Annotated in this window: 9 protein-coding genes and 4 tRNA genes; 10 read left to right on the top strand and 3 right to left on the bottom strand. The window is 60.1% G+C overall.

Translation table 11 applies throughout. The features are described from left to right. Positions 1-98: 98 nt before the first annotated feature. Positions 99-1,589: an MDR family MFS transporter gene (locus tag DJ564_RS21850; RefSeq protein WP_178082352.1), complete on the bottom strand. Its 1,491-nt coding sequence runs from the start codon at positions 1,587-1,589 to the stop codon at positions 99-101. A gap of 49 nt (positions 1,590-1,638) precedes the next feature. Beyond that, entirely contained in the window at positions 1,639-2,688 is a 1,050-nt protein-coding gene (locus DJ564_RS21845; protein WP_109633230.1) for an HlyD family secretion protein, read from the bottom strand. Positions 2,689-2,908: 220 nt separating this feature from the next. On the opposite strand from DJ564_RS21845, the gene gltX reads away from it, so the two are divergent. From gltX to DJ564_RS21795, 10 genes are all read left to right on the top strand, one after another. Then, positions 2,909-4,390: a glutamate--tRNA ligase gene (gene gltX, locus DJ564_RS21840; RefSeq protein WP_109633228.1), complete on the top strand. Its 1,482-nt coding sequence runs from the start codon at positions 2,909-2,911 to the stop codon at positions 4,388-4,390. A gap of 189 nt (positions 4,391-4,579) precedes the next feature. After that, positions 4,580-4,655 (top strand) — tRNA-Ala (locus DJ564_RS21835). Between the two features lie 79 nt (positions 4,656-4,734). After that, positions 4,735-4,810, top strand: a tRNA-Glu gene (locus DJ564_RS21830). 53 nt (positions 4,811-4,863) lie between these two features. Continuing rightward, positions 4,864-4,939: transfer RNA gene (locus DJ564_RS21825), tRNA-Ala, on the top strand. Positions 4,940-5,019: 80 nt separating this feature from the next. Then, positions 5,020-5,095, top strand: a tRNA-Glu gene (locus DJ564_RS21820). A gap of 183 nt (positions 5,096-5,278) precedes the next feature. Beyond that, positions 5,279-5,818, top strand: coding sequence for a TetR/AcrR family transcriptional regulator (locus DJ564_RS21815; protein ID WP_008028313.1), 540 nt, complete (start codon positions 5,279-5,281; stop codon positions 5,816-5,818). Positions 5,819-5,849: 31 nt separating this feature from the next. Further along, entirely contained in the window at positions 5,850-6,683 is an 834-nt protein-coding gene (locus DJ564_RS21810) for an alpha/beta fold hydrolase (protein ID WP_109633226.1), read from the top strand. A gap of 48 nt (positions 6,684-6,731) precedes the next feature. Continuing rightward, entirely contained in the window at positions 6,732-7,169 is a 438-nt protein-coding gene (locus tag DJ564_RS21805) for a thioesterase family protein (RefSeq protein ID WP_109633224.1), read from the top strand. Positions 7,170-7,246: 77 nt separating this feature from the next. Then, complete coding sequence (locus tag DJ564_RS21800; protein WP_109633223.1) at positions 7,247-8,206, top strand: tRNA-dihydrouridine synthase; 960 nt, start codon at positions 7,247-7,249, stop codon at positions 8,204-8,206. Positions 8,207-8,338: 132 nt separating this feature from the next. Then, the gene (locus tag DJ564_RS21795) at positions 8,339-8,782 is read left to right on the top strand and encodes an Hsp20 family protein (RefSeq protein ID WP_109633221.1); all 444 of its coding nucleotides are present in this window, start codon (positions 8,339-8,341) and stop codon (positions 8,780-8,782) included. A 50-nt stretch (positions 8,783-8,832) separates the two neighbouring features. On the opposite strand, the gene DJ564_RS21790 is transcribed toward DJ564_RS21795, so the two are convergent. Further along, complete coding sequence (locus DJ564_RS21790) at positions 8,833-12,111, bottom strand: PAS domain S-box protein (protein WP_109633219.1); 3,279 nt, start codon at positions 12,109-12,111, stop codon at positions 8,833-8,835. Positions 12,112-12,129 lie beyond the last annotated feature (18 nt).

The following is a 12,129-nucleotide window of genomic DNA, read 5'->3' as shown; positions in this document are numbered from 1 at the left end:
AGGCTCGCTCCCACATTGGACTTCTGTGTGTTCACTGTTATGTGAACATCAGAGAACCCTGTGGGAGCGAGCCTGCTCGCGATTGGGACGCCTCGGTCTTAATGCGCCTCCCCAGCTTTGAGCCCCGCCGGCAACGCCTTGGTCAACAACACCGCCAGCATGCTGATCCCCAATGCAATCCCGACAAAGTGAAACGCATCGTTGTACGCCATGATCGACGCCTGCTGATGCGCAATCTCGCTCAGTTTGCCCAGCGCCGCCGTCTCACTGCCAAACCGGTCCGTCATTAACGCCATCCGCTCCGCCACCTGCGGATTGCTCGGCACGATGGATTCACGCAGATAATCAAAATAGGTCTTGGTCCGCGCATCCAGCAATGTGGCGAGGAGGGCGATGCCAATCGCGCCGCCGAGGTTGCGCAGGATGTTGAACAGGCTCGACGCCGACCCCGCATCCTGCGGCAGGATGTAAGCGGTGGCGATCAGCGAGATGGTCACCATGATCAACGGCTGGCCAAGCGCCCGGATGATCTGGATCTGATTGAACTGCGGCCCGGCAAAGTCCGGGTTCAGCACCCCTGACGAAAAACTCGCCAACCCGAACAGGCCGAAGCCCAGCGTGCATAGCCATTTCGGCGACACGTACTTCATCAGCTTCGGCACCAGCGGAATCAGAAACAGCTGCGGCACGCCCATCCACATGATCACTTCACCGATCTGCAAAGCGTTGTAGTTCTGGATCTGCGCCAGATACAGCGGCAACAGGAAGATCGAGCCGTACAAGCCGACGCCCATCCCGAGGCTGGAAATACTCGATAAACCAAAGTTGCGATTACCCAGGATGCTGAGGTTGATCAAGGGATTGGGCTTGGAAAACTGCACGATCACAAAGGTGATCAGGCTGACCAGCGCGATGCTGCCCAGGGTCACGATCAGGTTCGACTCGAGCCAGTCCTTGCGATGGCCTTCCTCCAGGAACACCTGCAAGCAACCGAGACCGACGCCGAGCGTGAGAATGCCCATGTAGTCGGTGCTTTTGAGCAGTTCCCAGTGCGCTTCTTTCTTCTCCAGGCCGTACATCAGGCCGGCGATCATGATCAGGCCCGGCGGTATGTTGATGTAGAAAATGTATTCCCAGCCCCAGTTTTCCGTCAGCCAGCCGCCCAGCGTCGGGCCGATGGAGGGCGCGAATGTCGCAGTCATGGCGAACATGGCCATGCCTTTGGCGCGGTGGTGTTCCGGGAGTTTGATCAGGGTGAGGGTGAACGCCAGCGGGATCAGCGCGCCGCCGGTGAAGCCCTGCAGCGCCCGAAAGATGATCATGCTCTCCAGGCTCCAGGCCATGGAGCAAAGCAGGGAGGCGGCGAGAAATCCCAATGAAACCCAGACCGCCAGGCGTCGCGCCGACAGCAGCTGCACCAGCCACGCAGTCAGCGGGATCATGATGATTTCTGCGACCAGGTAGGAGGTGGAAATCCACGAGCCTTCTTCGAGGGTTGCTGATAATGCGCCCTGAATGTCCTTGAGCGACGAGTTGGTGATCTGAATGTCGAGCACGGCCATGAAGGCGCCGAGCATCACGCTCATCACCGCAATCCAGTCCCGCCGGGTCGGCTCTTCGACCGGGCGGATCAGTTGATCACCGGCCATCGTCAGGGGTGTCTTTGATGTTCACTTTGGCGGTGACCGACATGCCTGGGCGAATCTTGCCGTGCAGCGGGTTGTCCGCGGCGAAGGTCAGTTTGACCGGAATCCGTTGTACGACTTTGGTGAAGTTGCCCGTGGCATTGTCCGGCGGCAACAGGCTGAACTGCGCGCCCGAGGCGGCGAACAGGCTGTCGACCCGCGCATCGATTGGCGTGTCGCTGTAGGCGTCAAAGGTCAATTTGGCTTTCTGGCCGGGCTGCATGTGACCGATCTGGGTTTCCTTGAAGTTGGCCTGAATCCAGATGTCCTGATCCGGGACGATCGACAGCAGGTAAGCGCCGGCCTGCACGTATTGGCCTTCGCGAGCGGCGCGCTGGCCGATCAAACCGCTGATGGGCGCGTGGATTTCGCTGCGGGTCAGGTTCAGTTCGGCCTGGGCGAGGTCGGTCTTGGCATTCGCGATCATGGCATCGAGTCGCTTGATCTCGGCACTCAAGGAATTGACTTGCTGGCGCTGACTTTGCGCGTCGGCCTGGGCCTTGGTCACTTGCGAGCGGGCGATGTGGTTGTCGGCGGAAAGGGTGGTCACCCGTTCTTCCGACACGTAACCGGGTTTGCGCAGGGTTTGCGCGCGGGACAAGTCGATTTGCGAGCGTCCCAGGCTGGCCTGGCTAGAGGCGACTTGCGCGTCACTGGCGGCAATCAGGCTGGCTTGCTGGGTCAGTTTGCTCTGGGCTTGCAGGCGTTCGGCCTGGCGGGTGGCGAGGGTGGCGTTGGCGCGGTCGACGGCGAGCTGGAAGTCATCGCCTTCGAGCTTGATCAGCAACTGGCCTTTGTCGACGTGCTGGTTGTCCTGCACCAGCACTTGATCGATGCGCGCACCCAATTGGCTGGAGACACGCGTGATCTCGCCCTGCACGTAGGCGTTGTTGGTGCTTTCATAAAACCGTCCCTTGAAGAACCACTGGGCAAAAAAGCCCCCGGCAATCAGCAGGACGATCAGCAGGAAAATGAACAGGCGACGCTTGAGTTGGGCAGGCATGGGGCAAGCTGTAGTCGAGAAATTGTAAGGAAAGTTATCAGCAGGTGAATCTGGCATACAGTCGATAGTGGGTAAATGCCATCGGCTGATAATCCTTCATTCATCGCGGCTCAGGCCCGTTGTAGACGCAACGTTGGCTTAAATGCCCTGCTGACTGGAGCCGGGCGGGTATCGCCTGTTACCATTCGCCCTTTGTTTTATCTTCATTTCGAGACTTGCCATGACCACCGTCCGCACGCGCATCGCGCCATCGCCTACCGGGGACCCCCACGTAGGTACCGCTTACATCGCTTTGTTCAACTATTGCTTTGCCAAGCAGCATGGCGGTGAGTTCATCCTGCGGATCGAAGACACCGATCAGTTGCGCTCGACCCGCGAGTCCGAGCAGCAGATTTTCGACGCCTTGCGCTGGTTGGGCATCGACTGGAGCGAAGGCCCGGACGTTGGTGGTCCGCATGGTCCGTATCGTCAAAGCGAGCGCGGCGACATCTATCAGAAGTACTGCCAGCAACTGGTCGAAATGGGCCACGCTTTCCCGTGCTTCTGCACCGCCGAAGAGCTTGACCAGATGCGCGCCGAGCAAATGGCCCGTGGCGAAACCCCGCGTTACGACGGCCGTGCGCTGTTGCTCTCGAAAGAAGAAGTCGCGCGCCGCCTGGCCGCCGGCGAACCTCACGTAATCCGCATGAAAGTGCCGAGCGAAGGTGTTTGCGTGGTGCCGGACATGCTGCGTGGCGACGTCGAGATCCCGTGGGATCGCATGGACATGCAAGTGTTGATGAAGACCGATGGCCTGCCGACCTACTTCCTGGCCAACGTGGTCGATGACCACTTGATGGGCATCACCCACGTACTGCGCGGTGAAGAGTGGCTGCCATCGGCACCGAAACTGATCCTGCTTTACGAATACTTCGGCTGGGAACAACCGGAGCTGTGCTACATGCCGCTGTTGCGTAACCCGGACAAGAGCAAACTGTCCAAGCGCAAGAACCCGACCTCGGTGACGTTCTACGAGCGCATGGGCTTCATGCCGGAAGCGATGCTCAACTACCTCGGCCGCATGGGCTGGTCGATGCCGGACGAGCGCGAGAAGTTCTCGCTGCAGGAAATGGTCGATCACTTCGACCTGAGCCGTGTGTCCCTCGGTGGGCCGATTTTTGACATCGAGAAGCTGTCGTGGCTCAACGGACAATGGCTGCGTGATTTGCCGGTGGAAGAGTTCGCTTCGCGCCTGCAAACCTGGGCACTTAACCCTGAATACATGATGAAGATCGCGCCACACGTACAAGGCCGCGTCGAGACCTTCAGCCAGGTTGCACCGCTGGCTGGTTTCTTCTTCGCCGGTGGCGTGAACCCGGATGCCAAGCTGTTCGAATCGAAGAAGCTCTCGGGCGACCAGGTGCGTCAGCTGATGCAACTGATTCTGTGGAAGCTGGAAAGCCTGCGTCAGTGGGAGAAGGACAGCATCACCGCGACGATTCAGGCGGTGGTCGAATCCCTGGAGCTGAAGCTGCGTGATGCCATGCCGCTGATGTTTGCCGCGATCACTGGCCAGGCCAGTTCGGTGTCGGTGCTCGATGCGATGGAAATCCTCGGTCCGGACCTGACCCGTTTCCGTCTGCGCCAGGCCATCGACCTGTTGGGCGGTGTGTCGAAGAAGGAAAACAAGGAGTGGGAAAAACTCCTGGGCAACATCGCCTGAGGACGTTTGCCCCTGTAGGAACTGCCGGAGGTTGCGATCATTTGTTCGTGATCTTCGGTGCTCCCCCCGTTTTTCCGGGGGGAGGGCGGTAAGTGATTGTTATGTCGGCAAAAAACTTTGAAATATTTTAAAAATAAGTTTGACAGCTTTCCGAAGCGCCATTAAGATTCGCCCCGTCCTCAGCGATGAGGGGCTATAGCTCAGCTGGGAGAGCGCTTGCATGGCATGCAAGAGGTCGACGGTTCGATCCCGTCTAGCTCCACCAATTTACACTTCAAGGTCTGGCCACACCGGCCTTGAAGCGATCAACACTCAGCGTTGATCTGTTGTATAGAAGGGTTTGCGTCCCCTTCGTCTAGTGGCCTAGGACACCGCCCTTTCACGGCGGTAACAGGGGTTCGAGTCCCCTAGGGGACGCCAGTTTTACAGAAGCGACGTTGCAAGATGTCGCTCCGCCGCGAGGCGAAAAATCCGGGGCTATAGCTCAGCTGGGAGAGCGCCTGCATGGCATGCAGGAGGTCAGCGGTTCGATCCCGCTTAGCTCCACCAATTTTACAGTTCAAGATCTGGCCACACCGGTCTTGAATCGATCAGTTCTCAGCACTGATCAGTTGTATAGAAGGTTTTGCGTCCCCTTCGTCTAGTGGCCTAGGACACCGCCCTTTCACGGCGGTAACAGGGGTTCGAGTCCCCTAGGGGACGCCACGATTACCCGCTCTGCGGGATTTTATAAGGGTCATTCAATTATTGAATGGCCCTTTTGTTTGTCTGGCGTTTGGCCAAATCCCCCATTTCTTTCAAACTGTTCTTCAGACCAGCGGTCACATCCACGACTTGCGGAAAATTATTATGAGAATAATATTCTAGTCGTAATATTCGGAGGCAACGATGAACGATAAAAAAGCTCAAACCCGCGAACGCATTCTCAAAGCCGCCAGTGCAGCGCTGATTCAGCGCGGCCCGGCCGAACCGAGCGTGGGCGAAGTGATGGGCGCAGCCGGCCTGACGGTTGGCGGCTTCTATGCGCACTTCGAAAGCAAGGACGCGATGATGCTGGAGGCGTTCAAGCAACTGCTTGGTCACCGCCGTGGCTTGATCGCCGACATGGACGCCGAATTGACCGGCGAAGAGCGTCGCGCTTTGGTTGCCGCGTTTTACCTGTCACGCAAACACCGTGATTCCTCGGAGTCAGCGTGCCCGATCCCGGCGTCTGTCGGTGAGCTGGGGCGCCTGCCGGACGCGTTTCGTGTGGCGTTGAATGAGCATGTGGAAATGATGGTCGCGCAGTTGGCGGCCAGCCCGGAAGACACCGACAAAGCCCTGGCCGACATGGCCTTGATGGTCGGTGGTCTGGCTCTGGCACGGGCGCTGGGGCCAGGCGAGTTGTCCGATCGATTGCTGCGCGCCGCCAAGTCGGCGGTGCTATGACCTGAAGGCAGTGGCCTGAGGAGTGAGAGCGATGAGCACGTTGAAGTGGGTTCGTGGCGTTAATGGCACCTTGGGCTGGTTCGCACCGAAACTGGTGGCGAGCAAAATGCGACTGGCGTTCATGACGCCGCGGGATTTTCCTCCGCGTGATTGGGAGTTGCCGCTCCTGGCCAAATCCGAACGAATCACCTTGCGCTTCGGGCTCTCGGCGCTGCGTTGGGGGCAAGGTCCGGCCGTGTTGTTGATGCACGGCTGGGAAGGCCGGCCGACGCAGTTTGCCAGCCTGATCACGGCGCTGGTTGAGGCCGGGTATACCGTCGTTGCCCTGGACGGACCGGCTCACGGTCGCTCGCCGGGTAACGAAGCGAATGTCGTGCTGTTCGCCCGCGCCATGCTTGAGGCCGCCGCCGAGTTGCCGCCGTTGCAGGCCGTCATCGGTCACTCGATGGGCGGCGCCAGTGCGATGCTCGCCGTACAGCTGGGCTTGCGCACCGAAACTCTGGTCACTATCGCCGCTCCGGCGCGGATTCTTGGTGTGTTGCGCGGTTTTGCCCGCTATGTTCGGCTGCCGCCCAAAGCGCGTTCGGCGTTCATCCGTCAGGTCGAGAAAGACGTCGGCATGCGTGCGGCGACGCTGGATGTTGCGCACTATCAGCTCGACATGCCCGGCCTGATCGTCCACGCCGAAGATGACAACTTCGTCTCGGTCAAGGAGTCCCGGTTGATCCACGAGGCCTGGTTCGATAGTCGGCTGTTGCGCCTGGAAGAGGGCGGTCATCGGCGGGTGCTGGCGGATCCTCGGGTGATTGATGGCGTGCTATCACTGCTGGCCGGTCGCAGCCTGCAATCGCGCCAATCGGCATAAGCATCCGTTACACTGCCCCGGTCGAAATCATCTGACCGGGAGTGGGGCATGGGCTGGGATCGGGCAACGCCATTTATCATTGATCTGCACGTCGGCGCCGAGGACATCGACGGGCTGGGGCACGCGAACAACGCGGTGTACGTGACCTGGCTCGAACGTTGCGCCTGGCGCCACTCGCAGCGGCTGGGCCTGGACCTGGTCGAGTACCGTCGACTGGACCGGGCAATGGCAGTGGTGCGGCACGAGATCGATTACCTGGCCGCGGCGTACGAGGGCGACGAGTTGCAACTGGCAACCTGGATTGTCGATTGGGATCAACGCCTGAAAATGACCCGCCACTTCCAGTTGAAGCGCCCCAGCGACAACACCACGTTGCTGCGGGCGCAAACCACCTTCGTCTGCATCGAACTGTCCACGGGCAAGCCCAAGCGCATGCCGGCCGAGTTCATCGAAGGCTACGGCCCGGCGTTGCAAGTTCCAAGTTGACGCCACAGAGGCAGATGCAGGTCTTTCGACAGAGAATCCAGTAAACTGCCGCACGTTTTTCGTCGAGTGTGTTTTTCATGCAAATTGCTTTGGCGCCCATGGAGGGGTTGGTCGACAACATCCTGCGGGACGTGCTGACCCGTGTGGGCGGCATTGATTGGTGCGTGACCGAGTTCATTCGGATCAACGATCAACTGCTCACGCCTGCCTATTACCACAAGTTCGGTCCGGAATTGCTGACCGGCGCCCGCACCGCGTCCGGCGTACCGCTGCGGGTGCAGTTGCTCGGTTCCGACCCGGTGTGCCTGGCTGAAAATGCCGCGCTGGCCTGCGAACTGGGTTCCGAGGTCATCGACCTGAACTTCGGCTGCCCGGCCAAGACCGTCAACAAGTCCCGTGGCGGCGCCGTCCTGCTGAAAGAACCCGAACTGCTCAACCAAATCGTTGAGCATGTCCGCCGTGCTGTGCCTGCACACATTCCGGTCACCGCCAAGATGCGTCTGGGCTTCGACAGCCCCGACGGTTCGCTGGTCTGCGCAACAGCGCTGGCCGAAGGCGGTGCGGCGCACATCGTGGTTCACGCCCGGACCAAGACCGACGGTTATAAGCCGCCTGCACACTGGGAATGGATCCCGCGGGTGCAGGAAGTGGTCAAGGTTCCGGTATTCGCCAACGGCGACATCTGGAGCGTCGAGGACTGGCGCCGTTGCCGCGAAATCAGCGGCGTGGAAGACATCATGCTCGGTCGCGGCCTGGTGTCGCGCCCGGACCTGGCCCGGCAAATCGCCGCCGCGCGGGCCGGTGAAGAAGTGGTCGAGATGACCTGGGCAGAGTTGCTGCCACTGGTTCAGGACTTCTGGCTACAAGCCAAGGCGCAGATGACAGCGCGCCAATCGCCGGGTCGCTTGAAGCAATGGCTGGCGATGCTGACCCGCAATTATCCCGAAGCCGTCGAGCTGTTCACCGTCCTGCGTAGGGAAACTGAACTGGACCAGGTCTCGCGTTTGCTGGGTCTGCAGGTGGCCGAAGCGGCCTAAGAAAATTCTAAAAAAATCTGAAAATAATCTCTTGAAAAGCAATCAGCGATCCCTATCTAGGGATTACGCGATGCCGAATTCGGGTCGCGGAGACAAAAAAACTTGCTGATATGTTTTCAGGAGATTTGAATCATGAGTACTGCATTTTCGATGGCCCCACTGTTCCGTTCCTCGGTGGGCTTCGACCGTTTCAACGACCTGTTCGAAACCGCCCTGCGCAACGAGCCAGGCAGCACCTACCCACCTTACAACGTGGAAAAACACGGCGACGACCAGTACCGCATCGTCATTGCGGCCGCCGGATTCCAGGAAGAAGACCTGGAGCTGCAAGTGGAAAAAGGTGTGCTGACCATCAGTGGCGGCAAGCGTGACGCGAACGAAGACGTCACCTATCTGTACCAAGGCATCGCACAGCGCGCCTTCAAACTGTCTTTCCGTCTGGCGGACCATATCGAAATCAAGGCCGCCGGCCTGAGCAACGGTTTGTTGAGCATCGACCTGTTGCGGGTGATTCCGGAAGAGGCGAAAGCCAAACGCATTCCGATCAACGGGACGCAAAAAACCGCTCTGCAATAACAAGTCAGAGCATTGAGAAGGGCGCCATTTGGCGCCCTTTTTTGTACCCGTTATTTGAGGAGCTTCTGAAACTCCTTCACCGGCAACGGCCGGCTATGCAAATACCCCTGATAAAAATGGCACCCCAACCCCTGTAAGAACTCCAGCTGCTCCGGCGTTTCCACCCCTTCGGCGATCACTTTCAGTTCCAGGCTGCGGGCCATGGCCACGATGGCGCGGATGATTTCGGCGTCGTTGGGGTCGGTGGTGGCGTCGCGGATGAACGACTGGTCGATTTTCAACGTGTCGACCGGCAGGCGCTTGAGGTAGGTCAGCGAGGAATAACCGGTGCCGAAGTCGTCCATCGCGAAGCTCACGCCGAGTTTTTTCAGGCGACGCATTTTGTTGATGGTGTCTTCCAGGTTCTGGATGACGATGCCTTCGGTGATTTCCAGTTTCAGCAGTGAGCAGGGCAGGCCGTGGCTGCTGAGGCTGTGTTCGATGCGTTCGACAAAATCGTTTTGACGAAATTGCCTCGGGCTGATGTTCACGCAGAGGCTGAAGCTGAGCGGGTTCACCAGGCCTTTGGCGACCAGCTTTTTGAAAGCCCCGCAGGCTTCGTCGATGATCCAGGTGCCGACTTCCAGAATCAGTCCGCTGTCCTCCAGTACCTTGATGAATTCGGTGGGCGATTGCGGGCCGAGTTCCGGGTGGTCCCAGCGCACCAGCGCCTCGGCCCCGACAATGCGGTTGCCACGGGCGTCGACCTGGGGTTGGTAATGCACTTGAAACTCGCCCCGGGAAAGGGCCAGGCGCAAATCGGTTTCCATGCGCAGGCGTTCGCTGGCGGCCTTCTGCATGGTGTTGTGATACATCTGCGCGGTGTTGCGGCCCGAGTCTTTGGCGCGGTACAGCGCGATATCGGCACGCTTGAGCAGGTCGGTCGGGGTCGAGCCATGATCGGGAATCAGTGCGATGCCGATGCTTGGCGTCACTTGCAGGCGCTGGCCATCGAGGAACATCGGCTCCGACAGCAATTCGCGCAAGGTGTCGGCCAGATCACTGACCTGGGCGCTGACTTCGTTGCGCGAGCCTTCGAGGCCGCTGAGGAGCACCACAAATTCATCGCCCCCCAGACGCGCGACGGTGTCTTCCATGCGTACGCTGGCCTCAAGCCGGGCCGTGATGATTTTCAGCACCGTGTCGCCCACCGGGTGACCGAGGGAATCGTTGATGTGCTTGAAGTGATCGAGGTCGAGGAACAACAGCGCACCGCGCAGGTTGTGGCGCTTGAGCAGCGCGATCTGCTGGCTCAGGCGATCCATCAACAGCGCGCGGTTCGGCAGGTTGGTCAGCGGGTCGTGGTAGGCCAGGTGACGGATCTGCGCTTCGGCATTTTTCAGCAGGCTGACGTCTCGGGCAGTCAGCAGCAGGCACGCGGTTTCGTTGAGGGTGATCGGCTCCACCGAGACTTCGACGGTCAGCAGTTCGCCGCGTTTATTGCGGCCGAGCATTTCCTGATGGTGCACGCGGCCCTTGAGTTGCAACTCGGCCAGCAGCGCCGAGCGTTGTTTCTCTTCAGCCCAGATGCCGACCTGATACACAGTGCGGCCGATCACTTCGTCGGCGCGGTAACCGGTCAGGCGAGAGAAACCATCGTTGACCTCCAGGTAGCGCCCGGTATCGCGCTCGGTGATGGTGATCGCGTCCGGGCTCGAGTGGAACGCCTTGGCAAACTTCTCTTCGCTCGCCTTGAGTGCCGCTTCGGAACGCTGTTGCTGGGTGATGTCGCGCAGGGTCGTGACGATGCACGGCTGGTCGCCCACGCTGATCTGCCGGCTGGAAATCACGCAGGTCAGGGATTGCCCGTCTTTGTGCTGGGCGACGATCGCGACATTATTCAGTCCCTGTTCGCGGATGACCTGTTCGATCCGTTGCAGGCTTTTCGCCGATGCGTCCCACAGGCCGATTTCGTCGGCGCTGCGACCAATCACTTCGGCGGCGCTCCAGCCAAAGGTCTGGGTGAAGCTGGAGTTGATCTCGATGAACTGGCCGGTGTCCTGGCGCGTAACGCAGATCGGGTCCGGGCTGACTTGAAACAGCGTGGCGAATTTCTCTTCCGAAGCCACCAGCCGTTGTTCACGCTCCACTTGGTCGGTGATGTCCAGCAAGGTGCCGGCCATGCGCAGCGGCGCGCCGTTTTCATCGCGGTAGAGGCGGGCGCGGCTTTCCAGGTAACGGGAGCTGCCGTCCGATAGTTGCACCCGATAGGTCAGCTGATAATTGCCGGCCGGCCCTTCGCGCAGGCTGCGATATGCGTCGCGCATGGAACCGCGTTCTTCGTCGGGCACGCCTTCGAAAAATGCGTCGAAAGACTCATGGAAGGGTATGGCCTCCAGCCCGTGCAACTGCGCGGCCCGTGCCGAGCCGTACAGCATGCCGCTGGGAATGTGCCAGTCCCAGGTGCCGAGTTGCGCCGAATCCAGGGCCAGGTCGAGGCGTTCCTGGCTGTCTTTCAGCGCGTGTTCGGCGGCTTTGCGTTCCGTGGTGTCGAGGAAAGTGCTCAGGAGGTAGGGCTGGCCTTCGAGTTCGACTTTCTGTGCGCTGAGGATGCCGTCATGGATCTGGCCGTTGCTGGCGCGAAACTGCACCTCCATGCTGGTCAGTTCGCCCTTGGCCTTGGTCGCCTTGACCAGCACGTCCCGTTGCTCCGGGTGTACCCAGAGGCCCAGTTCGACGGTCGTTCGGCCAATGGCGTCCTGCACCGGCCAGCCGAACAGGCTTTCGAAATACTGGTTGGCTTCGGTGATCAGGCCATCTTCCTGGCGGGTCAGCAGCACCATGTTCGGGCACAGGTGAAACAGCGTGGCAAAGCGTTTTTCCGAGCTGCTCAGCGCCTGTTCGCGCTGGCGCTGGTGGGTGATTTCGCGAATGACCCCGATCATCCGTGGCCGGCCGTGTTTGTCCGGCAGCAGGCTGCCGTTGATCTCCAGCCAGTGCAGGCTGCCGTCGGGCCAGCGGATGCGGTGGTGCATCGCTTGTTCCAGCGGGGCGCCGGCAATCACGGCATGAAAGGCACGGATGGTTTTGGCCCGATCCTCCGGGGGCAGCAAGTCGAGGTATTCCAGATCGGCCGGCAACGGTTGCCGGGGATCGAAGCCGAACAACGCCTGGGTGCCCCGAGACCAACTGATCTGACCGCGTTCGATGTCCCAATACCAGGCGCCCAGGCGCGCGCCGTTGAGAGCGGCCAGCAACTGCGGCGCACTTTCCCAGCTCTGCTCGGACCGTTTCGGGTCAAGCGCCTGAATACGGGGCATCGGCGGAATACGGTCAACAGATTTCGGCATTGGCAGGCCTTGGGCTGA

Source organism: Pseudomonas sp. 31-12 (genome assembly GCF_003151075.1).
GTDB lineage: Bacteria > Pseudomonadota > Gammaproteobacteria > Pseudomonadales > Pseudomonadaceae > Aquipseudomonas.
The sequence above is the reverse complement of the archived record's forward strand: the minus strand, read 5'-3'. Positions and strand labels throughout refer to the sequence as shown.